Raw genomic sequence first — 25,211 nt, 5'->3', positions numbered from 1 at the left:
GTCTGGGCGGCATTCCGACGATAAGGCCGGACGCGATTTACTTTATATCGCGTCCAGCCTTATCGCGGGCAAGCACCCACAGAGCCGCATTTCAATTTTGAGATGGGCAAGTCAAGGCGCAGGATTCGGATGATCCTTGTGAATCGCCTCAATACCCGCCAATACCTCGTCGGACAACTCCAGCCCGAAACTGGCAATGTTGCTGTCCAGTTGTTCGAGGGTGGTCGCGCCAATGATATTGCTGGTCACGAACGGTTGGCGGGTGACGAAGGCCAGTGCCATTTGTGTCGGCTCCAGGCCGTGCTCGCGGGCAAGTGCCACATAGCGGCTGCAAGCTGCTTCCGATTGCGGATTGAAGTAGCGGGTGAAGCGACTGTAGAGGCTCAGGCGACCTTTGGCCGGGCGAGCGCCTCCTTCGTATTTGCCTGAAAGCATGCCGAACGCCAGAGGTGAGTAAGCCAGCAGCCCACATTGCTCGCGAATGGCGACTTCGGCCAGACCCACTTCAAAGCTTCGGTTGAGCAGGTTGTAAGGGTTCTGGATTGACACCGCCCGCGGCCAGCCGCGGCTTTCGGCCAGTTGCAGGAATTTCATGGTGCCCCACGGCGTCTCGTTGGACAGGCCAATGTGGCGAATCTTGCCCGCCTTGACCTGCTCGTCGAGTGCTTCGAGGGTCTCTTCCAGCGGGGTGAAGTCTTCTTCTTTGTGGGTGTAACCCAATTTGCCGAAGAAGTTGGTACTGCGCTCGGGCCAATGCAATTGATAAAGATCGAGGTAGTCGGTCTGCAGGCGCGCCAGGCTGGCATCGAGTGCCGCCACGATGTGTTCGCGGTTGTGCTTGAGGCTGCCGCCGCGAATATGATCAATGGCGTTGCCTGGGCCCGCGATCTTGCTGGCAAGGATCCAGTCGGCGCGGTCACCCTGTTGCTTGAACCAGTTGCCGATGATTGTCTCGGTGGCGGTATAGGTTTCTGCTTTTGGCGGAACCGGGTACATCTCGGCGGTATCAAGGAAATTGATACCGGCTTCTTTGGCGCGCTCGATCTGGGCAAAGGCTTCAGACTGGCTGTTTTGCTCGCCCCAGGTCATGGTGCCGAGGCAGATTGCGCTGACTTTCAGATCGGTCCGGCCAAGTTGGCGGTAGTCCATTTGCTTCTCCTCAAGTAAAGAACCATAAAAGCAGGTTGATATTTATTTCGCAATCCGCATAATCCCGCGGCTCTTTGCAGTGGAAGTGATGCGCCATTTGCCAGAGAGACATGTTTGCCGTACCACAGATGCGCCGACCCGAGCCCTCGGCAGCGTCTGTATAACGGCTGCCTTTGACATGCTGCTTGTCAAAGTACGATCTATTCAGTAAGATCCGCCGTCTCAATTTATCAGGGCGGCCCCTGAGGCTAAATAATGAAAACTTATACTGCTAAACCGGAAACAGTTAAGCGCGAATGGTTCGTAGTCGATGCTGCTGGTCAGACCCTCGGTCGTCTGGCTACAGAAATCGCTAGCCGTCTGCGTGGCAAGCACAAAGCGGAATACACCCCGCACGTTGACACTGGTGACTACATCGTTGTTATCAACGCTGAGCAAATCCGTGTTACCGGTGCTAAAACCACCGACAAAATCTACTACTCTCACTCCGGTTTTCCGGGCGGGATCAAGTCGATCAACTTTGAAAAGCTGATCGCCAAAGCTCCTGAGCGTGTGCTCGAGACCGCGGTTAAAGGCATGCTGCCTAAGAACCCGCTGGGTCGCGACATGTACCGTAAGCTGAAAGTCTATGCGGGCACTGCACACCCTCATACTGCTCAGCAGCCCCAAGAACTGAAGTTTTAACGGAATAGTTGATTATGTCGGCGACTCAAAATTACGGCACTGGCCGTCGCAAGACCGCTACCGCTCGCGTTTTCCTGCGTCCAGGTACCGGTAACATCTCCATCAACAACCGTTCGCTGGATAATTTCTTCGGTCGTGAAACTGCCCGCATGGTAGTTCGTCAGCCGCTGGAATTGACTGAGACTGTCGAGAAGTTCGACATCTACGTCACCGTGATTGGCGGTGGTGTAAGTGGTCAAGCTGGCGCAATCCGCCACGGTATCACTCGCGCTCTGATGCAGTATGACGAAACCCTGCGCGGCGCTCTGCGCAAAGCTGGCTTCGTTACCCGCGACGCCCGTGAAGTTGAACGTAAGAAAGTCGGTCTGCGTAAAGCGCGTAAGCGTCCGCAGTACTCGAAGCGTTAATTCGCACTTCGTTCAAGAAGAACGCCCAGCCTCCTCACGGAGCTGGGCGTTTTTTTATGCGCGCCTTATACGTGTGACAACATGACTCATTTGACGCAGGCCCCGTATTACAAGGCTTTCGGCTTTTAGTGAAAAGTAATTCCCTTGTGGTTTGAAGGGTTTTTATCTACCATCCGGCAAAATTTAGATACATGGATTTTTAAATTAGACGCCTGATCGAACAGGCCATATAGCTGATGGGAGAGGACGGAATGAGCAATGACGGCGTGAATGCAGGCCGGCGTCGCTTCCTCGTGGCGGCCACATCTGTGGTTGGTGCAGCAGGAGCGGTGGGGGCGGCGGTCCCGTTCGTAGGGTCATGGTTTCCCAGTGCCAAGGCGAAAGCCGCAGGCGCACCGGTAAAGGTGAACATCAGCAAGATCGAAGCAGGGCAGCAGATGATCGCCGAGTGGCGCGGTCAGCCGGTTTTCATTGTCCGTAGAACCGATGAGATATTGGGCAACCTCGGCAAAATCACTGGCCAGTTGTCAGACCCGGAATCCAGGAGCTCAGTCCAGCCTGCTTACGTTGACCCTGTTGTACGATCCATCAAACCTGAAATCCTGCTGTTGATTGGTATCTGCACCCACTTGGGTTGCTCCCCGACTTACCGTCCTGAAGTAGCGCCAGTCGATCTGGGCAAGGATTGGGTCGGTGGTTACTTCTGCCCTTGTCACGGCTCACATTACGACCTCGCTGGCCGCGTCTATAAATCTCAACCTGCACCTTTGAATCTGCCAGTGCCGCCGCATTTCTATGAGTCGGACAACATTATCGTCATTGGCGTCGATCAGGAGAGCGTGTAATGAGCAAGTTCATGGATTGGATTGATGCTCGCTTCCCCGCTACCAAGATGTGGGAAGACCACCTCAGCAAGTATTACGCGCCCAAAAACTTCAACTTCTTCTACTTCTTCGGCTCTCTGGCCTTGTTGGTGCTGGTCAATCAGATCCTGACCGGGGTCTGGCTCACAATGAGCTACACGCCGACGGCTGAGGAGGCGTTTGCGTCCGTTGAAGGCATCATGCGTGATGTGCCTTACGGCTCGATCTTGCGTTTGCTGCACTCCACCGGTGCTTCGGCATTCTTCATCGTCGTGTACATGCACATGTTCCGCGGCCTGTTGTATGGCTCATATCAAAAGCCTCGTGAACTGGTGTGGATCTTCGGCATGCTGATTTATCTGGCGCTGATGGCTGAGGCGTTCATGGGGTATTTGCTGCCCTGGGGGCAGATGTCGTACTGGGGTGCGCAGGTGATCATCTCGCTGTTCGGCGCCATTCCGGTTATCGGTGATGACCTGACGCAATGGATTCGCGGTGACTACCTGATCTCAGGAATCACACTCAACCGCTTTTTTGCGCTCCATGTGGTTGCGCTGCCGATCGTGGTCCTGGGCTTGGTCGTTCTGCATATTCTGGCGTTGCATGAAGTGGGATCGAACAACCCCGATGGCGTCGATATCAAGAAGTATAAAGACGAAAACGGCATTCCTCTGGATGGAATTCCTTTCCACCCGTATTACACCGTGAAAGATATCGTCGGGGTTGTCGTCTTCCTGTTTGTGTTCTGTTTTATTGTGTTTTTCTTCCCTGAAATGGGTGGCTACTTCCTTGAAAAGCCTAATTTCGAGATGGCAAACCCGTTCAAGACACCCGAACATATTGCACCTGTCTGGTACTTCACACCGTTCTACGCAATTCTGCGTGCCGTTCCAGACAAGCTGATGGGAGTCATGGCGATGGGCGCCGCCATCGCGGTCCTCTTCGTGTTGCCATGGCTGGATCGCAGTCCAGTCAAATCAATGCGCTACAAAGGCTGGTTGAGCAAAATCTGGCTGCTGGTGTTCTGTGTGTCTTTCGTGATCCTCGGTGTGTTGGGTGTCCTGGCTCCAACGCCAGAACGCACATTGCTGTCGCAGGTCTGCACCTTCCTGTACTTCGCCTACTTCATTCTGATGCCGTTCTATACCCGGCTCGAGAAGACCAAACCGGTTCCAGAAAGGGTGACTGGCTGATGAAAAAGCTATTTGCTGTATTGATGCTTGCGGCTCTGCCAATGCTGTCGTTCGCAGTCGAGCACGGCGGTCCAGAGCTGGAAAGTATCGATATCGATGTATCGGACAAGGCCGCGATGCAGGATGGGGCGCGGACGTTCGTCAACTACTGCATGGGCTGTCATAGCGCTAAATTCCAGCGTTACGAGCGTGTTGCGGATGATTTGGGCATTCCTCATGAGCTCATGCTGGAGAAGCTGGTGTTTACCGGCGCCAAGATCGGCGATCACATGAATATCGGCATGCAATCAGCTGACGCGAAGGCCTGGTTCGGCGCTGCTCCGCCAGATCTGACGCTGGTGGCACGGGTGCGCGGTACAGACTGGCTGTATGGCTACCTGCGCTCGTTCTATGAGGATCCGGCACGTCCATGGGGTGTGAACAACACCGTCTTCCCGAATGTCGGGATGCCCAACGTGCTGGCCGGTTTGCAAGGACGTCAGATCATTGGCTGCAAGCAGATTCAGGTGGTCGAGGAGGGCAAGAAGCAGTATGACCCGTTGACGGGCGCACCGCTGACGCACGAAGCATGCGATCAACTGACGATTGTCCCCAATACGGGCAGCCTGAGTCCGGAACAGTTCGATGAAAAGATCAAGAATCTGGTGACCTTCCTCGCTTATTCGGCGAACCCGACGAAGCTCCAGCATCAGCGGATCGGGACGTATGTGTTGCTGTACCTGGCCTTCTTCTTTGTCTTTGCTTATCTGCTCAAGCGTGAATACTGGAAGGACATTCGCTGATTGTTTGTAACGCTGAAGTAACACTTGCGCCCTCGGGCGTCTCTTTTAGGCAATAAAAGCAGGGCAAATGTGGTTGTGACGACAAGATTGCAGAATTTACTGCGCGTAAATGAGCTATCTTGTCGCCCGCGATGACCACTGCCTCAATGCGGTTGTTGTCGGAGGCGTCCGAGGGCGCGTCCGTTTTTGTGTATTCGATAAATTCAACAAGCGAGGAGGATCGCCATGGGCGTGACCAACCGGTTGGCCTGTTACTCCGACCCCGCCGACCACTATTCCCACCGCGTGCGCATCGTGCTCGCCGAGAAAGGTGTCAGCGCCGAGATCATTGATGTTGTGACGGGCACCCACCCGCCCAAGTTGATCGAGGTGAATCCATACGGCAGCGTACCCACCCTGGTCGATCGTGATCTGGCGTTGTACGAGTCGACTGTGGTGATGGAATATCTGGATGAGCGTTATCCGCACCCGCCGTTGCTGCCGGTCTATCCGGTCGCACGCGCCAATAGCCGCCTGCTGATCCACCGGATTCAGCGCGACTGGTGCGCTCAGGTGGACCTGATTCTGGATCCGCGCAGCAAGGAATCTGCTCGTGCGGTAGCTCGCAAGGAGCTGCGTGAAAGTCTGACCGGCGTTTCGCCATTGTTTGCCGAGAAAGCTTTTTTCCTCAGTGACGAGCAAAGTCTGGTTGACTGCTGTCTATTGCCCATACTCTGGCGTTTGCCTGTTTTGGGTATCGAATTGCCGCGGCCTGCCAAGCCGTTGCTTGATTATATGGAGCGCCAGTTTGCGCGTGAGGCATTCCAGGCAAGTCTGTCTGCTGCCGAACGTGACATGCGCTAAGGCCTAAGGAGCCGTTGATGAACTCCAGTCGCCCTTATCTGATTCGTGCTCTCTATGAGTGGATCGTCGATAACGATTGCACCCCGCATATGCTGGTCAATGCGGAATATCCGTCGGTGCAGGTCCCGCAAGGGTTTGCCAACGATGGGCAGATTGTCCTGAACGTTTCTCCGTCTGCTGTGCGTCATTTGCACATGGACAACGATGCAGTCAGTTTTGAAGGCCGCTTTGGCGGTGTCCCGCATACCCTGTACGTCCCTGTAGGGGCGATTCTGGGCATTTATGCCCGGGAGAATGGCCAGGGTATGGTTTTCGATCTGGAGCCTCCTTTCGAGGATGATGACACCATCGATGGGGATGATGATCTTCCACCACCGGATACCGAGCCACCGCGTCCGAGCGGTCGGCCGAGTCTTAAAGTGGTCAAGTAATAAGCTTCACACGCGTAACAAAAAAGGCGACCTCAGGGTCGCCTTTTTCATGTGCATGAAGTGGAAGTCAGTCGATGTACTCGAACAGCTTCACGATCTTCTGCACGCCGGAAACGCTCTGTACCAGATTGGTTGCACGCGTAGCTTCCTGCTGCGTCACCAGGCCTAGCAGAAAGACGATGCCGTTCTCGGTCACGACTTTGATGCGCGAGCCGGGGATTGCACTGTCGGTCAGCATCTGGCTTTTGATCTTGGTGGTCAGCCAGGCGTCATTGTTGCGGGCCAGCAAAGAGGAAGGCGCCATAACCTGTAGCTCGTTGTTGACCTTCTTCACCCGTTGTACGCCGCTGGCTTCTTTTTCGGCCAGGGCTTTGAGGTCTGCACGGGGAGTCTGGCCAGCCAGCAGCACAATGCCGTTGTAGCTGGTGACAACGATGTGCGAGTTCTGATCCAGATCAGGGCTCGCCTTGGCGATGTTCACGGCTGCCTTGGTTTCAATCAGCGAGTCATCGATTTTGCTGCCGAACGTCCGCGTCCCACGATCGTCTTCAATCGGGTTGTCGCGGGTAGCAGTCAGCACCGAGCTGCATCCGCTGATGCTTACGCACAGGGTCAGGGCCAGCAGGCTGAGACGATTAACGGTCATTCTTCACTCCCGAACAGTTGGCTGTCGATCAAATCGCACAAGCAATGAATCGCCAGCAGGTGGACTTCTTGAATTCGTGCGGTGACTTTCGCCGGTACGCGGATTTCCACGTCTTCAGGCAGGAGCAGCGAGGCCATGCCGCCGCCGTCACGTCCAGTCAATGCTACGACAATCATTTCGCGGTCATGTGCGGCCTGGATCGCTTGAATTATGTTCGCCGAGTTGCCGCTGGTGGATATGGCCAGCAGCACATCGCCCGGCTGGCCCAGTGCGCGGATCTGCTTGGAGAAGATCTCGTTATAACTGTAGTCGTTGGCAATCGAGGTGATCGTCGAGCTGTCGGTTGTCAGCGCAATGGCCGGCAGGCTAGGGCGCTCACGTTCGAAGCGGTTGAGCAGCTCCGATGAAAAGTGCTGAGCATCGCCAGCCGAACCGCCGTTGCCACACGCGAGCATTTTGCCCTCGTTGAGCAGCGCATTGACCATGACCTGGCTGGCTTGCTCGATGTGAGGGGCAAGGACTTCCATTGCTTGCTGCTTGGTGTCGATGCTGGCCTGAAAAAGCTGGCGAATTCGGGATTGCATGTCCATCTGGGGTGACCTTAATTAGAACGTATCGCGGCTGATCGGCTGACACGGAGGGGGAAGCCCTCGGCGCAACGCGGTACAGCCCGCAGAGCGAAAAGCGAAATCTGTGTTGGGTGGCGTATTGCGTGAGTCGACGTTTCGGTTCCGGGTTCTGCCCGCATGGCCTGCATACCCGTGATATCAGCTCTCGAATGCATGCTTTATCCAGTTCAAAGGCGGGCCGCCACGGGGATCACCCTCAATGGCTATCACATCGAAACGGCATGCAGCATCTGCCCATCGTGTGTCGCTCTGCAGGAACAATTGTGCTGCCAGAACGAGCTTTTGCTGCTTGCGAAAATCAACGCTTTCCAGCGCTCCGCCCCATGTCGAATGGCGTCGGTAGCGAACTTCGACGAATACTACTGTATCCCCGTCGAGCATGACCAGATCAAGCTCGCCGCGTTTGCATAACCAGTTTTGTGCAATGAGCTGCAAACCTTGCTGCTGTAAATGCTGCAGGGCGCGGGTTTCAGCCTCGCGCCCTGCAGTCTGGCGGGTGTTGCCGGGCATTTACTGAGCGGTATCCGGCAGGCGTTGAATCTTGCCGTCAACGAATTCGGCCCATGGCAATTGACGTTCCACGCGGCGAGCCGGGTTGATGCTCAAGCTGCCGGACAGGCCGTCGATACGGCTTTCAGGCATGGTTTTGAGCTGGCCCAGACGCGGAGCGAGGCGATAGGCATCAACGCCCATTGCGTAGAGGCGGCCCAGGCTGCCAGACGCTTGTGGCCATTGGGTAACAACCTGCTGACGCAGCGGATCATTGGCATTGAGCAACCACGGGGTTTCGCAGAAGCGTACGCCGTTGAGGTCCATGTATTGCGCGTGATCGTTGCTGTTTGTGAACAGGTGCGACGTGGCATAGACCGGAACATCACCTGCGTACTGGAAAACCATGGTTGGCTTGATCTGCTGCGCCTGTTGCGGCGTCGCGGCCAGGAACATGAAGTCAATGTCCTGACGACGTGTCGGTTGGGCAGCCACTTGAGTTCCTACGGTGCTCTGCAGGCGTTGCGCGCGGCCTTCGCTGTTGCGCAACTGGAACAGATCGGCAACCTGTTGCGCCAGTGCAACGGGTTGGTCAACGTGTTCAGCCGCGATCAACGTACCGCCTTTGGCTTGCCAGCTTTGACGGAAAGCGTCGAGAACGCGGTCGCCCCATTCACCTTTAGGCACCATCGCAACAGCGCTGCGCTTGCCGTCGGCCCAGGCACGGCGTGCTACTTCGCGGGCTTCGTCTTCAGCGGATAGACCGAACTGGAACAGTTGCTGCGGGCCTTCCGGGCCTGCGTCACTGTAGTTCAGCGCCAATGTAGTGATAGGCAGTTGCGGGCGGGTGCTCAGCTGTTTGACCAGTGGTTTTTCCAGTGGGCCGACAACCAGTTGCACGCCTGCGGCTTGAGCTTCGCGGTAAAACTCGTCCATCGAGGTCAGGCGCGAGCTGTCGAATACCTGAATGGCTGGAGGATTCTGACCGGCCTGTTGCGCCTGATAATGCGCGGCCATGAAGCCTTCACGCAGTGCCTTTGCGACCGCAGCGAGCGGACCTTCCTGTGGCAGCAGCAGTGCGATTTTGGTCAGCGGTTCGCTGGTCAGTGCACGCAGTTGGGCCAGTGTCGTGGGCAGTTGGATAGCGGCGGGGTGCTTTGGATTCTGTGCTTTCCATGTGTCGATAGCTGCTTGCTGCTGTTCCAGTGTGCCAGCGCCTTTGATGCTGCGCGCGAGGCTTAGCCAGCCGCCCAGGTCATCTGTCGCGTTGCTTTGCAGTTGCTCCGGAGGCAGTGCCGCAACGAGTTTCCAGATAGCTTCGTTGTTGGCGCTCAGGTCATTGCCTTGCAGCAATGGACCCACGAAGACTCGCTCGCTGATTGCAGGGAGGATCTGGCCATCAGCTTCGAGTGCGCGAGCGCGAACGGTGTGGGTCCGAATCTGTTGTTCAACGGACAGCTCGCTCAGGCGTTGCAGGCTTGGATGGCTCAGTGCCGTCAGGGCTGCTTTTGGCTGATTGCGGCCCATCGCCAGTTCAGCGTCGAGGGTGGCTGCAAACACCTGCTGACCAGGCTTGAGCAATTCAATCTGCACTTGCGTGAGGATTTGCGCAGCGCGGCCGGGATTGTTCTGCCGATTGGCCAGGTCCGCGGCGCTGAGTCGGAGCAGGGAGGCCTGTTCCGGGGTTTTCGCGGCGACTGCCTGATCGAGTAACTGCTCGATGCTGGCGTCAGGGGTGCGTGGAAGTTCGCCAAGGCTGGACGAAGGCGAGCTGGCGCAAGCCGCCAACAGGGCAGCAAGGCAGAGGGCAGAGAACAGCCGCAGGCAAGCGATCATGTGTATGTTCCTGATACTCGAGCAAATTAGCGGGGAATTGTACCCAAGCACTGGCATGGGTGCGACGTCGTTAACATTTAAAGCAGTGATATAAGTCGCATTGCCTGATTACGCGGGGTAATACGGCGGTTACGAGGTGTTGCGCTGGCAGGTATCGGGCGCCAATCATGACTTTTCCTCCCTTTTTTCAGGTCTTCCTTGAGTCTGCGAGTCATTGGTCGCGGTCGTAGTCTGTACAATGATGACCTTCACCCTTAAGGGTAACAAATCATGAGGTCTGCGCTTTGACTGCTCCAGTTGCTTTGAATTCCGCCGCGGGCTCGCTTTATGTAGTGGCCACGCCAATCGGCAATCTGGATGACATGAGCGTGCGTGCATTGAAGGTTTTGCGTGAGGTGGCGCTGATCGCCGCCGAGGATACGCGTCACTCGTCACGATTGATGCAGCATTTCGGCATCCCTACGCCTCTGGCTGCGTGTCACGAGCATAACGAGCGCGAAGAAGGCAGTCGGTTTATCACTCGTTTGCTGGCGGGCGATGACGTTGCGCTGATCTCCGATGCGGGCACGCCACTGATCTCTGATCCGGGATATCACTTGGTGCGTCAGGCTCGCGCGGCGGGTATTGCGGTGGTTCCGGTGCCAGGCGCATGCGCATTGATCGCTGCGCTTTCAGCAGCCGGTTTGCCATCTGACCGCTTTATCTTTGAGGGCTTCTTGCCGGCCAAGGCTGTAGGTCGTCGCGCTCGCCTGGAGTTGCTCAAGGAAGAACCACGGACACTGATCTTCTATGAAGCGCCGCATCGTATTCTCGAATGCTTGCAGGATCTGGAGCTTGTATTCGGTGCTCAGCGTCCTGCATTGCTGGCGCGTGAGTTGACCAAAACCTTCGAAACCCTCAAAGGGTTGCCGCTCTCTGAGCTGCGTGAGTTCGTCGAAAGCGACAGCAACCAGCAGCGCGGCGAGTGTGTGGTGTTGGTGGCGGGCTGGACCGAGCCTGAAGATGAAGACGTCATTGGTAGCGAAGCACGACGGATTCTGGATTTGCTGCTTGGAGAAATGCCGCTCAAGCGTGCTGCAGCCCTGGCGGCAGAGATTACCGGCGTGCGTAAAAATCTGCTTTATCAAGTGGCTCTGGACAAGCAAAAGGGCGAATAAATCCCTGAGCTGAGAGTCTGCGGCGTATTAAAGCTTGTTCTGAGGGGGCTGTGCCGCTAACCTTGTCGGCGGAGAGTCGATTGGACAGTCGCTGCCTCTTATTGTTCGCAATTAAGGGGGGGAGGAAAGTCCGGGCTCCATAGGGCGGAGTGCCAGGTAACGCCTGGGAGGCGTGAGCCTACGGAAAGTGCCACAGAAAATAACCGCCTAAGCGCTTCGGCGCCGGTAAGGGTGAAAAGGTGCGGTAAGAGCGCACCGCGCGTCTGGCAACAGTTCGTGGTCAAGGTAAACCCCACTCGGAGCAAGACCAAATAGGGTTCCTAGGCGTGGCCCGCGCTGGAACCGGGTAGGTTGCTAAAGACGTCCAGTGATGGCCGTCGTAGAGGAATGACTGTCCTCGACAGAACCCGGCTTACAGATCGACTCTCCACCTTTTTTCCCCTCTCGTTTCAACAGCATTGCCCCCTCCGTAATATCAAAAAAATCTTAAACCTCACAAATCACTTTAAGTTCGCGCTGCAGCGTTTTGAGCTGTGTCGGAATTTTCCGTAAGACCCCTCCTGAAATTCGCGCTAACCGTCCGATATCGCTCCTAAATCCCAGTTATGTAAGGGTTTTCCTTAAGACCGTGCCTTGACTGTGTGGTGGGCGGGTTCCTATAGTGTGCGCAAGTGGCAGAAAGTGGCGCGAAGTGGGTTTTTTTAACGCAAAAAGTTAGAATTCGGAGAAAGCGCCTGTGTTTCGTGGTGCAAACGCTATCAATCTCGACGCAAAGGGCCGTCTCGCTATGCCGAGCCGGTACCGTGACGAGTTGGATTCGCGTAGCGCCGGGCAATTGATCGTGACCATTGACGCCGTTGACCCTTGCTTATGCCTTTATCCGCTCTCCGAATGGGAGCTGATTGAGGCGAAATTGCGTGAGCTTGCAACCTTCCGCGAAGAAAACCGCCGCCTGCAGCGTTTGCTGATCGGTAATGCGGTTGATCTGGAGCTGGATGGCAGCGGGCGTTTTCTGGTTCCGCCGCGCCTCCGTGAATATGCCAAGTTGGATAAACGCGTGATGTTAGTGGGCCAGCTCAACAAGTTTCAACTGTGGGACGAGGACGCCTGGAACGCTCTTGCTGATGCGGATCTGGCGGCCATTCAACAACCGGGCGCGATGCCTGATGAATTACGTGATCTGATCCTGTGACTATGAATAGCGGCTTTACCCACATCACCGTACTGCTCGACGAAGCCGTAGAGGCTCTCGCGGTGCGTGCTGATGGCTGCTATATGGATGGCACATTCGGGCGCGGTGGGCATAGTCGACTCGTACTGCAGAAGCTTGGCCCTGATGGCCGATTGCTCGGGTTCGACAAAGATCCTCAAGCAATTGCCACCGGGCAAGCGCTAGCGGCCGAAGACGGCCGCTTTGTCATTGTGCAGCGCAGCTTCGCTGAATTGGGCTCGGAGGCTCAAGCACGCGGCATTGCGGGCAAGGTCAGCGGAATTCTGCTGGACCTTGGCGTCTCCTCGCCGCAGCTTGATGACCCGGAGCGCGGCTTCAGCTTCATGAATGATGGTCCGCTGGACATGCGTATGGACCCGACCCGTGGCGTCAGTGCTGCGGAGTTCATCGCCACCGCACCCGTCGAAGAAATTGCCCGCGTGTTCAAGGAATACGGCGAAGAGCGTTTCGCCAAGCGTATGGCCGGTGCCGTGGTTGCCCGCCGTGAAGTGCAGCCTTTCGAGCGCACGGCAGATCTGGCCGAGGTGCTCAAGGTCGCCAATCCTGCCTGGGAAAAAGGCAAGAACCCCGCCACTCGTGCTTTCCAGGGCTTGCGCATTCACGTCAATAACGAGTTGGGCGATCTGGAAGCGGGTCTTGACGCTGCGCTTGACGCGCTGGAAGTAGGCGGGCGTCTGGTTGTCATCAGCTTCCATTCCCTTGAAGACCGCATCGTCAAGCTGTTCATGCGCAAACTCGTCAAGGGTGAAGCGGATAACATGCCGCGCAACCTGCCGATCCAGTACAAGGCCTTCGAGCCCAAGATCAAACTCATCGGCAAAGCTCAATTCGCCTCGGACGAAGAAACCAAAGCCAATCCACGCTCGCGCAGCGCTGTCATGCGTGTCGCGGAGAAGCTCAGGTGAGCCGTCTGTTCCTCAAGCCTTTGCCAGGCGGCAGCTTCTTCATGCTGCTGCTGTTCCTTGCCGTCCTCGTTTCGGCCATCGGTGTTTCCTACAGCGCTCACTGGAACCGTCAGTTGCTCAACTCGCTTTACTCCGAGCTGAGCATTCGTGACAAGGCGCAGGCTGAATGGGGTCGTCTGATTCTCGAACAGAGCACCTGGACCGCCCATAGCCGCATCGAAACCCTGGCCACTGAACAACTGAAGATGCGCATCCCGAGCGCTGCTGAAGTGCGGATGGTGGCGCCATGATGAAGCTCGACGGCGCACTTTATCCATGGCGCTTTCGCGTTGTTGTCGGCCTGTTGCTGGCACTGGTCGCGGCTATCTGCTGGCGCATCATCGACCTGCAAGTGGTTGATCACACGTTCCTCAAGGAGCAGGGTGACGCGCGCAGTCTTCGGCATATTCCTATTCCGGCACACCGTGGCTTGATCACCGATCGTAATGGCGAGCCTTTGGCTGTCAGTACACCGGTAACGACCCTGTGGGCCAACCCGAAAGAAATGCAGCTGGACAAGAGCAAGTGGGCTGTTCTGGCGACTGCATTGGGGCAGGATCCCAAGGCGCTGACCGAGCGGCTCGACGCCCAGGCCGGTAAAGAATTCATCTATCTGGTTCGCGGCCTGACGCCTGAGCATGGTCAGGCTGTGCTTGATCTGAAAGTGCCAGGCGTTTACGGCATTGAAGAGTTCCGCCGCTTTTACCCGGCAGGCGACGTGACCGCCCACATGGTTGGCTTTACTGACCTTGACGACCACGGTCGCGAAGGCGTTGAGCTGGCCTACGACGACTGGCTCGCTGGTGTGCCAGGCAAACGGCAGGTCATCAAGGACAGGCGCGGACGACTCATCAAAGACGTTCAGGTCACCAAAAACGCCAAGGCTGGAAAGACCGTGGCGTTGTCTATTGATCTGCGTCTGCAATACCTGGCCACTCGCGAGCTGCGTAACGCAATTGTCGAGAACGAAGCCAAGGCAGGCAGCATGGTGATCATGGACGTGAAGACCGGCGAAGTGTTGGCCATGGTCAACTCCCCGACTTACAACCCGAACAACCGTCGCACCATGGTTCCAGCAGCCATGCGTAACCGGGCGATCATTGACGTGTTCGAGCCTGGTTCGACCATGAAACCGATCTCCATGACCGCCGCGCTGGACAGTGGTCGCTGGAAACCTACTGACAAGGTTGAGGTTTATCCAGGCACGTTGCAGATCGGCAAATACACGATCCGCGACGTGACCAAAACCGAAGGCCCGGTTCTCGACTTGACCGGCATTCTGATCAACTCCAGTAACGTCGGCATGAGCAAGGTCGCGTTCGATGTGGGTGGCGAAGCGATCTTCCAGGCCATGCAGCGCGTCGGTCTGGGGCAGTACACCGGTCTGGGCTTCCCGGGTGAACGTGTCGGTAACTTGCCGAATTATCGTGAGTGGCGCAAGGCGGAAACTGCAACGCTATCTTACGGCTACGGTTTATCCGTGACGGCGCTGCAACTGGTGCACGCCTATGCGGCCATCGCTAACAACGGCCGCATCGTGCCGTTGACCATTCTGAAAAGCGACAAACCGCCGGTGGCAACTCAGGCAATTCCGGAGCAGACCGCCAAGACCCTGCAAACCATGCTGCAGGCCGTGATTGAAGATTCTCGTGGTGTTTATCGCGCACGCGTTCCTTCGTATCACGTGGCAGGCAAGAGTGGTACGGCACGTAAAACCTCGGTTGGCACCAAGGGCTACGCCGAAAACTCCTATCGCTCGCTGTTCGCGGGCTTCGGTCCGATGAGCAACCCACGCTACGCCGTGGTTGTGGTCATTGATGAGCCAAGCAAGGGCGGCTACTACGGCGGTCTGGTATCGGCACCTGTGTTCAGCAAGGTCATGTCCGGCACCCTGCGTCTGATGAACGTGACACCTGACAACCTCGCTCCGATTCCCGCCGAGCAGGTCAATGCAGCTCCAGTCGTTAAAGGAGGGCGTGGTTGATGTCGTCCAGCCTGAACAAGATTTTCGCCCATGCCTCCAGCGATCTGATGATTCGCGAGTTGACGCTGGACAGCCGTAACGTCCGCGGTGGCGACCTGTTTCTTGCGGTTCCCGGTGGCAACTTCGATGGTCGCGATCACATCGCCGATGCATTGAAACGTGGCGCTGCGGCCGTAGCTTATGAAGTTGAAGGCGCGAAAGTGCTGCCGATCACCGACGTACCGCTGATCCCGGTCAAAGGCCTGGCTGCGCAGTTGTCGGATATCGCCGGGCGTTTTTATGGTGATCCGAGTCGCAGCCTGAATCTGGTTGGCGTAACCGGCACCAACGGTAAAACCAGCGTCACCCAATTGGTCGCGCAAGCAATGGACCTGCTGGGTCAGCATTGCGGCATCGTCGGCACTTTGGGCACTGGTTTTTACGGTTCATTGCAGAGCGGTCGGCACACCACGCCAGACCCTATCGCAGTGCAGGCAACGCTTTCGGATCTGAGAAAAGCCGGTGCGCGTGCAGTGGCAATGGAAGTGTCTTCCCACGGTCTGGATCAAGGCCGCGCAACCGCGTTGGCCTTTGATGTTGCAGTGCTCACCAATTTGTCCCGTGACCATCTGGACTACCACGGCACCATGGAAGCTTACGGAGCGGCCAAGGCCAAGCTGTTCGCCTGGTCCGATCTGCGTTGTCGCGTGATTAATATCGACGATGACTTCGGTCGCACGCTGGCGGCTGAAAAGCGCGAGTCTCGGCTCATTACTTATAGCCTGGAAGACTCCAGGGCTTATCTGTATTGCCGCGATGCAAAATTCGATGATGAAGGTGTTCGCGCCACACTGGTCACGCCGCAAGGTCAACACCTGTTGCGCAGCAGTCTGCTGGGCCGTTTCAACCTGAGCAACGTGCTTGGCGCAGTGGGCGCATTGCTGGGGCTGGATTACGCCCTGGACGAAATTCTCAAGGTCCTGCCAAAGCTGGAAGGCCCGGTAGGGCGCATGCAGCGTCTGGGTGGCGGTGAGAAGCCGCTGGTGGTGGTCGATTATGCCCACACCCCGGATGCTCTGGAAAAAGTGCTGACCGCTTTGCGTCCGCACGCCAAAGGTCGCTTGCTGTGCCTGTTCGGCTGCGGTGGTGATCGTGATCGCGGCAAGCGTCCGCTGATGGCTGAAGTCGTTGAGCGTCTGGCTGATGGTGTCCTTGTCACTGATGACAACCCTCGCACTGAAGCGCCAGCGCAGATATTCGACGACATTCGTCAAGGTTTCAGCGCCGCGCACAACGTTCGTTTCGTTGAAGGCCGTGGTCAGGCAATTGCCGAAATGATCGCCAGTGCCGCGGCCAGTGATGTAATCGTGCTCGCAGGCAAAGGCCACGAGGACTATCAGGAAATCAACGGTCAGCGCCAGCCATTCTCCGACCTGGAAGAAGCGGCCAAGGCGTTGGACGCGTGGGAGGTGACGAATGCTTAAGCCGCTATCTCTCAGTGAATTGACCACGGTGCTTGATGCGCGTCTTGTGGGCGATGACCGTACATTCGATGGCGTGAGCATCGACAGCCGCGCTATTAGTCCAGGTCAGCTGTTCGTAGCGCTGACCGGCCCTCGTTTTGACGGTCATGACTACCTCGATCAAGTTGCAGCCAAAGGCGCGGTAGGTGCATTGGTCGAGCACGAAATCCCGGGCGCCGTATTGCCGCAACTGGTGGTGCTCGATTCCCGCAAGGCGCTCGCCCAGTTGGGTGCGCTCAATCGAAATGCGTTTGTCGACAGGCCAGTTGCAGCCATTACCGGTTCCAGCGGCAAAACCACTGTTAAAGAAATGCTCGCCAGCGTCATGCGCACACGCGGTCCGGTTCTGGCCACCCGTGGCAACCTGAACAACGAGCTGGGCGTTCCGCTGACCCTCCTTGAACTGGCGCCTGAGTACTCGGCTGCCGTCATCGAAATGGGCGCGTCTCGTGTGGGTGAAATCGCTTTCACTGTCAGCCTGACCAAGCCTCACGTAGCGCTGATTACCAATGCGGGTACTGCCCACGTCGGCGAGTTTGGCGGACCCGACAAAATCGTCGAAGCCAAAGGCGAAATCCTTGAAGGGCTCGATAGCTTTGGCGTCGCCGTTCTTAATAAAGAAGACAAGGCTTTCCCGATCTGGGCAGCCCGTGCAGGTGATCGCCGGATCGTGAGCTTCGCGATTGCCGATCAAAGCGCCGATTTTCATGCTCAGGAACTGAGCCTTGATGCCCGGGGTTGCCCTGGCTTCCTGTTGAACAGCCCACTGGGCTCTGCGCCGGTGCAGCTCAATCTGCTGGGTACGCATAATGTGGCCAATGCGTTGGCTGCAGCCGCTGCGGGTCATGCGATGGGTGTCGATCTGAGCGGCATCGTTGCCGGGCTCAATGCTGTGCAGCCGGTCAAAGGCCGCACTGTTGCGCAAATCGGGATCAATGGTGTGCGGGTCATCGATGACACCTACAACGCGAATCCGAGCTCCATCAATGCTGCCGTAGACATCCTCACCGGTTTCTCCGGCCGTACCGTGCTGGTCCTCGGTGACATCGGCGAGTTGGGCGATTGGGCCGAACAAGGTCATCGCGACGTCGGTGCCTATGCCTCTGGCAAGGTCTCGGCGCTGTATGCCGTTGGTCCATTGATGGCCCACGCTGTCAGTGCCTTCGGCGAGCATGCGCGGCATTTTGCCAATCAGACTGACCTGATCGCTGCGCTGGGCGCCGAACAGGATCCTCAAACCACTATTTTGATCAAGGGCTCGCGGAGCGCTGCGATGGAAAACGTCGTTGCTGCTCTCTGCGGTTCTAGCCTGGAGACACATTAATGCTGCTGCTGCTGGCCGAGTTTCTGCAACAGTTCCACAAAGGCTTCGCGGTCTTCCAATACCTGACCCTGCGCGGGATTCTCGGCGTGCTCACCGCATTGTCGCTCTCGCTGTGCCTGGGCCCATGGATGATCCGTGCATTGCAGATGCGCCAGATCGGTCAATCCGTTCGTAATGACGGGCCACAGTCTCACCTGTCCAAATCCGGTACGCCGACCATGGGCGGGGCGTTGATTCTTTCTTCCATCGGCATCAGCACCTTGCTCTGGGCTGACCTGAGCAATCGCTATGTCTGGGTGGTGCTGCTGGTGACCTTGTTGTTCGGCGGCATTGGCTGGGTGGACGATTACCGCAAAGTTATCGAAAAGAACTCGAAAGGCCTGCCGAGCCGCTGGAAGTATTTCTGGCAGTCGGTGTTTGGCTTGTGCGCGGCGATTTTCCTCTATGTAACCGCGCCTTCAGCGGTAGAAACCACGCTGATCATTCCGATGTTCAAAGACGCCAGTATTGCGCTGGGCATCGGTTTTATCGTGCTGACCTATTTCGTGATCGTGGGCTCCAGCAACGCGGTCAACCTGACCGACGGTCTGGACGGTCTGGCGATTCTGCCAACCGTGCTCGTCGGCGGCGCTCTGGGCATCTTCTGCTACCTGTCGGGTAACGTGAAGTTCGCCGAGTACCTGCTGATTCCTTATGTGCCGGGCGCAGGCGAGTTGATTGTGTTCTGCGGGGCATTGATCGGTGCCGGGCTTGGTTTTCTCTGGTTCAACACCTACCCGGCCCAGGTTTTCATGGGCGATGTAGGCGCGCTGGCACTCGGTGCAGCGCTGGGCACTATTGCCGTCATCGTTCGTCAGGAAATCGTCCTGTTCATCATGGGCGGCGTGTTCGTGATGGAAACCCTGTCAGTCGTCATTCAGGTTGCATCCTTTAAATTGACCGGCCGCCGGGTTTTCCGCATGGCACCGATCCACCACCACTTTGAACTCAAGGGCTGGCCCGAGCCGCGTGTGATCGTCCGTTTCTGGATCATTACCGTGATTCTCGTGTTGATCGGCCTCGCCACGCTGAAACTGAGGTAGAACGAGTGTCTCTTATCGCTTCAGACCATTTCCGCATCATTGTCGGCCTCGGCAAGAGCGGCATGTCCCTGGTTCGCTTTCTGGCGAGCCGGGGCGTGTCGTTTGCCGTGGCCGATACGCGGGAAAATCCACCGGAGCTGGCGACCTTGCGTCGTGACTATCCGCAGGTGGATGTGCGTTGTGGCGAACTGGACGTTGAATTCCTGTGCCGTGCCAACGAGCTTTACGTGAGCCCGGGTCTCGCACTGGCGACACCGGCGTTGCAGCAGGCAGCTGCGCGTGGCGTGAAGCTGTCCGGCGATATCGAGCTGTTTGCCCGTAACGCCAAGGCCCCGATCATTGCGATCACTGGCTCCAACGCCAAAAGCACTGTTACCACGCTGGTTGGCGAGATGGCTGCAGCGGCGGGCAAGCGCGTTGCGGTCGGCGGCAATCTGGGTACGCCCGCGCTGGATTTGCTCAGCGACGATGTTGAACTCTATGTGATGGAGCTTTCCAGCTTTCAACTGGAAACCACTGATCAACTCGGCGCAGAAGTGGCGACCGTGTTGAACATCAGTGAAGACCACATGGACCGCTACAGCGGTTTGCCTGCTTACCATCTGGCCAAGCACCGGGTATTCCGTGGTGCTCGTCAGGTGGTGGTCAATCGTCAGGACGTTCTGACCCGGCCGTTGATTGGTGAAGGTCTGCCGTGCTGGACCTTTGGCCTGAACAAACCCGATTTCCATGGCTTTGGTTTGCGCGAAGAAGACGGCGAAAAATATCTCGCCTTCCAGTTCGACAACCTGATGCCTGTACGCGAATTGAAAATCCGTGGCGCTCATAATCAGGCCAACGCTCTGGCTGCGCTTGCGCTGGGCCACGCTGTCGGTTTGCCGATGGACGCGATGCTTTCCAGCCTGCGCACGTTTGGCGGCCTTGAGCATCGCTGTCAATGGCTGCGTGAGCGCAATGGCGTGAGCTATTACGACGACTCCAAGGCCACCAATGTTGGCGCCGCACTGGCCGCCATCGAAGGCCTGGGCGCAGACATCGAAGGCAAGCTGGTGTTGATCGCCGGTGGTGATGGCAAGGGTGCCGACTTCAGTGGTCTGCGTGCTCCGGTTGCTGCCAACTGCCGCGCTGTGGTGCTGATCGGCCGCGACGCCGAGCTGATCGCGCAGGCGTTGGGCGATGGCGTAGAACTGATCCGGGTTGCAACGCTTGAAGACGCTGTTTTGCGCTGCGCCGATATTGCGCAGGCGGGCGACGCCGTGTTGCTGTCTCCGGCGTGCGCCAGTTTCGACATGTTCAAGAACTACGAAGAGCGCGGTCGTCTGTTCGCGCAAGCCGTGGGGGACTTGTCATGATCTTCGGCGTAATCAAGCCTTTCCCGTCCCCGATAATCAGCGGTCGTGGCGTTGATGTCGACTTCCCGATGCTGGCGGGCTGTCTGGCGTTGCTGGGCCTGGGTCTGGTGATGATCACCTCTGCTTCCTCGGAAGTGGCGGCGGTGAATTCCGGCAACACTCTCTACATGATGACTCGCCATTTGATCTACATGATCATCGGCATCTTCGCCTGTGGCTTGACCATGATGATTCCGGTCGCCACCTGGCAGCGTTTGGGCTGGATGATGCTGTTGGGCGCATTTGGTCTGCTGGTCATGGTGCTGATACCGGGTGTTGGTCGTGAGGTAAACGGCTCGATGCGCTGGATCGGCTTTGGCATGTTCAACGTTCAGCCTTCGGAAATCGCCAAGGTCTTCGTGGTGATTTTTCTCGCCGGTTACCTGATTCGTCGCCAGCAGGAAGTTCGCGAAAGCTGGATGGGCTTCTTCAAGCCATTTATCGTCCTGCTGCCAATGGCCGGCCTGCTGCTCATGGAACCGGACTTCGGTGCCACCGTCGTGATGATGGGTGCTGCGGCTGCGATGCTCTTCCTGGGTGGCGTAGGTCTGTTCCGTTTCAGTCTGATGGTTGCCCTGGCGGTCGGCGCGGTGTTCGTGCTGGTTCAGGCTCAACCGTATCGGATGGCGCGTCTGATTACCTTCACCGACCCATGGTCCGACCAATTCGGTTCCGGCTACCAGTTGACTCAGGCTCTGATCGCGTTTGGTCGTGGTGAGTGGCTGGGCGTTGGTCTGGGCAACAGCGTGCAGAAACAGTTCTATCTGCCGGAAGCCCACACTGACTTCGTGTTCTCGGTACTCGCCGAAGAGCTGGGCGTAGTGGGATCGCTGTTGACCGTCGCTCTATTCGTGTTCGTCAGTATCCGCGCCATGTACATCGGCATGTGGGCCGAGCGCGCCAAGCAGTTCTTCGGCGCTTACGTGGCTTACGGTCTGGCCTTCCTGTGGATCGGCCAGTTCCTGATCAACATCGGGGTGAACGTCGGCCTGTTGCCAACCAAGGGGCTGACCCTGCCGTTCCTCAGTTACGGCGGCAGCTCGTTGGTGATCTGCTGCGCAAGCCTGGGCCTGCTGCTGCGGATCGAGTGGGAATCGCGCAACAACATGGGCAGCGAAGAAGCGGAATTCAATGAAAGTGACTTCGCCGAGGAGCCTAACCATGGACGCTAACGTGCTGATCATGGCAGGTGGCACCGGCGGACACGTATTCCCGGCGCTGGCATGCGCGCGCGAGTTTCAGGCCCGTGGTTACAAGGTTCACTGGCTGGGGACGCCCCGCGGAATTGAGAACGAACTGGTGCCACAGGCCGGGTTTGCCCTGCACCTGATCAACGTCACCGGTTTGCGTGGCAAGGGCCGGTTGTCCTTGCTCAAGGCGCCGCTGATGCTGCTCAAGGCATTGATGCAGGCCCGCAAAGTCGTGCGTGAGCTCAAGCCGGTTTGCGTGGTGGGCTTTGGTGGTTACGTCACCGGCCCGGGCGGCCTTGCCGCGAAGCTGGGCAAAGTCCCTCTGATCATTCATGAGCAGAACGCGGTTGCGGGTACTGCCAATCGCAGTCTGGCCTCGTTCGCCAGCCGTGTATGTGAGGCGTTCCCGAATACCTTCGCGGCTTCCGAAAAACGCCGCACCACGGGTAACCCGGTGCGTGTCGAGCTGTTTCTGGAAACCCCGCGTCAGGCACTGGCCGGGCGCAAAGCACGCTTGCTGGTACTGGGCGGTAGCCTGGGTGCCGAGCCGCTGAACAAATTATTGCCGGAGGCGCTTTCGCTGGTGCCTGTCGAGCTGCGGCCTGAAGTGTTTCATCAGGCTGGCAAGAATCACGACGAAATCACCTCAGAGCGTTATCGCACTGCCGGTGTCGAGGCGCAGGTCGCCCCGTTCATCAAAGACATGGCCCAAGCCTATGGCTGGGCCGACCTGGTGGTCTGTCGCGCAGGCGCGCTGACCATCAGTGAATTGGCGGCGGCCGGACTGCCTTCGCTGTTGGTGCCGTTGCCCCATGCGATCGACGACCACCAGTCCCGTAACGCCGACTATCTGGCTCACGAAGGCGCAGCCTTCGTCATGCCACAAGCGACAACTGGTGCAGCCGATATGGCGGCGCGCCTGAAAGAGGTTTTGATGCAACCCGAACAACTCACCACCATGGCGCGTACCGCCCGCCGGCTGGCCAAGCCTGATGCGACCAATACCGTTGTAGATATCTGTCTGGAGGTGGCTCATGGTTGAGAATCAACGCGCGATGCCACAGCCGGAAATGCGCCGTATTCGTCGCATCCACTTCGTCGGTATCGGCGGCGTGGGCATGTGCGGGATTGCCGAGGTTTTGCTGAACCTGGGCTATGAAGTCTCCGGTTCCGATCTGAAGGCCTCTCCGGTGACCGAGCGTCTGGAGTCCTTTGGTGCTCACATCTTCATCGGCCACCGCGCAGAGAACACCGTAGGCGCTGATGTGCTGGTGGTTTCCAGTGCCGTGAACACCTCCAACCCGGAAGTGGCGACCGCCCTTGAGCGTCGTATTCCGGTGGTGCCGCGTGCCGAGATGCTGGCCGAGCTGATGCGTTATCGCCACGGTATTGCCGTTGCCGGTACGCATGGCAAAACCACCACCACCAGCCTGATCGCCTCGGTGTTCGCGGCCGGTGGTCTGGACCCGACGTTTGTGATTGGCGGTCGTCTCAACGCTGCCGGTACCAACGCGCAGTTGGGCACCAGCCGCTACCTGATTGCCGAAGCCGATGAAAGCGATGCCAGCTTCCTGCACCTGCAGCCGCTGGTTGCCGTCGTCACCAACATCGACGCCGATCACATGGCGACCTACGAAGGCGACTTCAACAAGCTGAAGAAAACCTTCGTCGAGTTCCTGCACAACCTGCCTTTCTATGGTTTGGCGGTGGTGTGTATCGATGATCCGGTCGTGCGTGAAATCCTGCCACAGGTCAAGCGTCCGACCGTGACCTACGGCTTCAGCGAAACGGCCGACGTGCGCGCCATCAATGTGCGCCAGGAAGGCATGCTGACGTTCTTCACCGTATTACGTCGCGACCGCGAGCCGCTGGACGTATCGGTGAACATGCCGGGCAACCACAACGTACTCAACTCGCTGGCAACCATCGCCATCGCGACGGATGAAGGCGTCAGCGACGAAGCCATCGTCCAGGGGCTGTCGGGTTTCCAGGGTGTCGGTCGACGCTTCCAGGTTTATGGCGAGCTACCGGTCGAAGGCGGCAATGTCATGCTGGTCGATGACTACGGTCACCACCCTCGCGAAGTCGCTGCGGTGATCAACGCTGTGCGTGGCGGCTGGCCGGATCGCCGTCTGGTCATGGTTTACCAGCCCCACCGTTTTAGCCGGACCCGTGATCTGTACGACGATTTCGTGCAAGTGCTGGCCGAGGCCAACGTGCTGTTGCTGATGGAAGTCTACCCGGCAGGTGAAGAGCCGATTCCAGGTGCGGACAGCCGCAACCTGTGCCACAGCATTCGTCAGCGTGGTCAGTTGGACCCTATCTACATTGATCGCGGTGTCGAGCTGGCGCCGTTGGTCAAGCCTCTGCTGCGTGCGGGTGACATCCTGCTGTGCCAGGGCGCTGGTGATATTGGCGGGCTGGCTCCGCAACTGCTGAGAAGCCCCTTGTTCGCGGGTGCTGTCATCGCGCCTACCGAAGGGAAGCTGAAATGATTGCGCAACTGCAATCGTCCCTGCTCTCGACGCTGGAGCCGAAATCGTTCGGCCGCGTTGCCGTGCTGTTCGGTGGCAAGAGTGCTGAGCGGCCGGTTTCCTTGAAGTCCGGGCAAGCGGTGTTGCAAGCGTTGCAGAGCGCGGGTGTCGATGCATTCGGCATCGATGTTGGCGACGACTTCCTGCAGCGTCTGGTCAGTGAAAAGATTGATCGTGCGTTCATTGTCCTGCACGGACGCGGTGGCGAAGACGGCACTATGCAAGGCCTGTTGGAGTGTCTGGAAATTCCTTACACCGGCAGCGGCGTGCTGGCTTCAGCGCTGGCCATGGACAAGCTGCGGACCAAGCAGGTCTGGCAGAGTCTTGGCCTGCCAACGCCTTTGCACGCAGTGCTTGGCAGTGAATCGGATTGTATTTCTGCAGCTGCGGAACTGGGCCTGCCTTTGATCGTCAAACCGGCTCATGAAGGTTCCAGTATCGGTATGGCGAAGGTGACCAGCGTCGAGGAATTGATCGTCGCGTGGAAAGCCGCCAGTACCTACGATTCGCAAGTTTTGGTTGAGCAATGGATTCAAGGTCCGGAGTTCACCATCGCATCGCTGCGTGGCCAGGTATTGCCTCCCATCGGCCTGGGCACTCCCCACAGTTTTTACGACTACGACGCCAAGTACGTGGCTGACGATACCCAGTATCGGATTCCGTGCGGCCTCGATGACACCAAGGAACAGGAACTCAAGCAACTGACCGCTCGTGCATGCGAAGCCGTTGGCGTTACCGGCTGGGCGCGTACTGATGTCATGCAGGACTCAAACGGCAAGTTCTGGCTGCTGGAAGTGAACACCGTACCGGGGATGACCGATCACAGTCTGGTGCCGATGGCAGCCGGTGCTGCAGGTCTGGATTTTCAGCAACTGGTGTTGGCGATTCTGGCCGACAGCGTCCAGGCGCGAGGTTAAGTC

Annotated in this window: 25 protein-coding genes and 1 other RNA gene; 21 read left to right on the top strand and 5 right to left on the bottom strand. The window is 57.7% G+C overall.

Annotation, left to right across the window (positions count from 1 at the left end; all coding sequences use genetic code 11):
* Positions 1 to 111: 111 nt before the first annotated feature.
* Complete coding sequence (locus CKW31_RS15045) at positions 112 to 1,149, bottom strand: NADP(H)-dependent aldo-keto reductase (RefSeq protein WP_095096390.1); 1,038 nt, start codon at positions 1,147 to 1,149, stop codon at positions 112 to 114.
* A gap of 255 nt (positions 1,150 to 1,404) precedes the next feature.
* On the opposite strand from CKW31_RS15045, the gene rplM reads away from it, so the two are divergent.
* From rplM to CKW31_RS15010, 7 genes are all read left to right on the top strand, one after another.
* The gene (gene rplM / locus CKW31_RS15040; protein WP_027900224.1) at positions 1,405 to 1,833 is read left to right on the top strand and encodes a 50S ribosomal protein L13; all 429 of its coding nucleotides are present in this window, start codon (positions 1,405 to 1,407) and stop codon (positions 1,831 to 1,833) included.
* A 14-nt stretch (positions 1,834 to 1,847) separates the two neighbouring features.
* Positions 1,848 to 2,240 (top strand): 30S ribosomal protein S9, encoded by a 393-nt coding sequence (gene rpsI / locus CKW31_RS15035; protein ID WP_002555064.1) that lies wholly within the window; start codon positions 1,848 to 1,850, stop codon positions 2,238 to 2,240.
* Positions 2,241 to 2,491: 251 nt separating this feature from the next.
* The gene (gene petA, locus CKW31_RS15030; protein ID WP_095096387.1) at positions 2,492 to 3,085 is read left to right on the top strand and encodes a ubiquinol-cytochrome c reductase iron-sulfur subunit; all 594 of its coding nucleotides are present in this window, start codon (positions 2,492 to 2,494) and stop codon (positions 3,083 to 3,085) included.
* Positions 3,085 to 4,296 carry a cytochrome bc complex cytochrome b subunit gene (locus CKW31_RS15025; protein WP_095096384.1) on the top strand — a complete coding sequence of 404 codons (1,212 nt, stop codon included), beginning with the start codon at positions 3,085 to 3,087 and terminating at the stop codon, positions 4,294 to 4,296. The genes petA and CKW31_RS15025 overlap by 1 nt, the downstream gene beginning before the upstream one ends.
* Complete coding sequence (locus CKW31_RS15020; RefSeq protein ID WP_095096381.1) at positions 4,296 to 5,078, top strand: cytochrome c1; 783 nt, start codon at positions 4,296 to 4,298, stop codon at positions 5,076 to 5,078. The genes CKW31_RS15025 and CKW31_RS15020 overlap by 1 nt, the downstream gene beginning before the upstream one ends.
* Positions 5,079 to 5,303: 225 nt before the next feature.
* Positions 5,304 to 5,921 (top strand): glutathione S-transferase N-terminal domain-containing protein, encoded by a 618-nt coding sequence (locus CKW31_RS15015; RefSeq protein ID WP_095096378.1) that lies wholly within the window; start codon positions 5,304 to 5,306, stop codon positions 5,919 to 5,921.
* Between the two features lie 17 nt (positions 5,922 to 5,938).
* Positions 5,939 to 6,352, top strand: a complete 414-nt coding sequence (locus CKW31_RS15010) for a ClpXP protease specificity-enhancing factor (protein WP_095096375.1) — start codon at positions 5,939 to 5,941, stop codon at positions 6,350 to 6,352.
* Between the two features lie 67 nt (positions 6,353 to 6,419).
* Here the strand turns inward: CKW31_RS15010 and CKW31_RS15005 are convergent, their stop codons facing one another.
* The 4 genes from CKW31_RS15005 to CKW31_RS14990 form a co-directional block, all read right to left on the bottom strand.
* Positions 6,420 to 6,998, bottom strand: coding sequence for a BON domain-containing protein (locus tag CKW31_RS15005; protein WP_087264859.1), 579 nt, complete (start codon positions 6,996 to 6,998; stop codon positions 6,420 to 6,422).
* Entirely contained in the window at positions 6,995 to 7,588 is a 594-nt protein-coding gene (locus CKW31_RS15000; protein WP_027900231.1) for a phosphoheptose isomerase, read from the bottom strand. The genes CKW31_RS15005 and CKW31_RS15000 overlap by 4 nt, the downstream gene beginning before the upstream one ends.
* 177 nt (positions 7,589 to 7,765) lie before the next feature.
* The gene (locus CKW31_RS14995; protein WP_095096373.1) at positions 7,766 to 8,137 is read right to left on the bottom strand and encodes a YraN family protein; all 372 of its coding nucleotides are present in this window, start codon (positions 8,135 to 8,137) and stop codon (positions 7,766 to 7,768) included.
* A complete protein-coding gene (locus CKW31_RS14990; protein WP_095096370.1) occupies positions 8,138 to 9,952 on the bottom strand; it encodes a penicillin-binding protein activator in 1,815 nt (604 codons plus the stop codon).
* A 284-nt stretch (positions 9,953 to 10,236) separates the two neighbouring features.
* Here CKW31_RS14990 and rsmI point away from each other — a divergent pair, with 284 nt between their 5' ends.
* The 14 genes from rsmI to CKW31_RS14920 all read left to right on the top strand — a co-directional run bounded on the left by rsmI (position 10,237) and on the right by CKW31_RS14920 (position 25,208).
* Positions 10,237 to 11,109, top strand: a complete 873-nt coding sequence (rsmI, locus tag CKW31_RS14985) for a 16S rRNA (cytidine(1402)-2'-O)-methyltransferase (RefSeq protein ID WP_095096367.1) — start codon at positions 10,237 to 10,239, stop codon at positions 11,107 to 11,109.
* Between the two features lie 72 nt (positions 11,110 to 11,181).
* Positions 11,182 to 11,540, top strand: an RNA gene (gene rnpB, locus CKW31_RS14980) — RNase P RNA component class A.
* Between the two features lie 305 nt (positions 11,541 to 11,845).
* A complete protein-coding gene (gene mraZ / locus CKW31_RS14975; protein ID WP_004881513.1) occupies positions 11,846 to 12,301 on the top strand; it encodes a division/cell wall cluster transcriptional repressor MraZ in 456 nt (151 codons plus the stop codon).
* 2 nt (positions 12,302 to 12,303) lie between these two features.
* Entirely contained in the window at positions 12,304 to 13,245 is a 942-nt protein-coding gene (gene rsmH / locus CKW31_RS14970; RefSeq protein ID WP_095096364.1) for a 16S rRNA (cytosine(1402)-N(4))-methyltransferase RsmH, read from the top strand.
* A complete protein-coding gene (gene ftsL / locus CKW31_RS14965; protein WP_087264853.1) occupies positions 13,242 to 13,535 on the top strand; it encodes a cell division protein FtsL in 294 nt (97 codons plus the stop codon). The genes rsmH and ftsL overlap by 4 nt, the downstream gene beginning before the upstream one ends.
* The gene (locus tag CKW31_RS14960; RefSeq protein ID WP_095096361.1) at positions 13,532 to 15,268 is read left to right on the top strand and encodes a penicillin-binding protein 2; all 1,737 of its coding nucleotides are present in this window, start codon (positions 13,532 to 13,534) and stop codon (positions 15,266 to 15,268) included. The genes ftsL and CKW31_RS14960 overlap by 4 nt, the downstream gene beginning before the upstream one ends.
* Positions 15,268 to 16,731, top strand: coding sequence for a UDP-N-acetylmuramoyl-L-alanyl-D-glutamate--2,6-diaminopimelate ligase (locus tag CKW31_RS14955; protein ID WP_095096358.1), 1,464 nt, complete (start codon positions 15,268 to 15,270; stop codon positions 16,729 to 16,731). Before CKW31_RS14960 ends, CKW31_RS14955 begins: the two co-directional genes overlap by 1 nt.
* Entirely contained in the window at positions 16,724 to 18,094 is a 1,371-nt protein-coding gene (gene murF / locus CKW31_RS14950; RefSeq protein WP_095096355.1) for a UDP-N-acetylmuramoyl-tripeptide--D-alanyl-D-alanine ligase, read from the top strand. The genes CKW31_RS14955 and murF overlap by 8 nt, the downstream gene beginning before the upstream one ends.
* On the top strand, positions 18,094 to 19,176 hold the full coding sequence (gene mraY, locus CKW31_RS14945) for a phospho-N-acetylmuramoyl-pentapeptide-transferase (RefSeq protein ID WP_027900240.1): 1,083 nt from the start codon (positions 18,094 to 18,096) through the stop codon (positions 19,174 to 19,176). Before murF ends, mraY begins: the two co-directional genes overlap by 1 nt.
* A gap of 5 nt (positions 19,177 to 19,181) precedes the next feature.
* Entirely contained in the window at positions 19,182 to 20,528 is a 1,347-nt protein-coding gene (gene murD, locus CKW31_RS14940; RefSeq protein WP_095096352.1) for a UDP-N-acetylmuramoyl-L-alanine--D-glutamate ligase, read from the top strand.
* Positions 20,525 to 21,739 (top strand): putative lipid II flippase FtsW, encoded by a 1,215-nt coding sequence (gene ftsW, locus CKW31_RS14935; RefSeq protein WP_095096349.1) that lies wholly within the window; start codon positions 20,525 to 20,527, stop codon positions 21,737 to 21,739. Before murD ends, ftsW begins: the two co-directional genes overlap by 4 nt.
* Positions 21,729 to 22,799, top strand: a complete 1,071-nt coding sequence (murG, locus tag CKW31_RS14930) for an undecaprenyldiphospho-muramoylpentapeptide beta-N-acetylglucosaminyltransferase (RefSeq protein ID WP_095096346.1) — start codon at positions 21,729 to 21,731, stop codon at positions 22,797 to 22,799. Before ftsW ends, murG begins: the two co-directional genes overlap by 11 nt.
* The gene (gene murC / locus CKW31_RS14925; protein ID WP_027900244.1) at positions 22,792 to 24,252 is read left to right on the top strand and encodes a UDP-N-acetylmuramate--L-alanine ligase; all 1,461 of its coding nucleotides are present in this window, start codon (positions 22,792 to 22,794) and stop codon (positions 24,250 to 24,252) included. Before murG ends, murC begins: the two co-directional genes overlap by 8 nt.
* Positions 24,249 to 25,208: a D-alanine--D-alanine ligase gene (locus CKW31_RS14920; protein WP_095096343.1), complete on the top strand. Its 960-nt coding sequence runs from the start codon at positions 24,249 to 24,251 to the stop codon at positions 25,206 to 25,208. The genes murC and CKW31_RS14920 overlap by 4 nt, the downstream gene beginning before the upstream one ends.
* The last annotated feature ends 3 nt before the right edge of the window (positions 25,209 to 25,211 follow it).

It is taken from the genome of Pseudomonas sp. Irchel 3A5 (assembly GCF_900187575.1).
Taxonomy (GTDB): Bacteria; Pseudomonadota; Gammaproteobacteria; order Pseudomonadales; family Pseudomonadaceae; genus Aquipseudomonas; species Aquipseudomonas folii.
The sequence above is the reverse complement of the archived record's forward strand: the minus strand, read 5'-3'. Positions and strand labels throughout refer to the sequence as shown.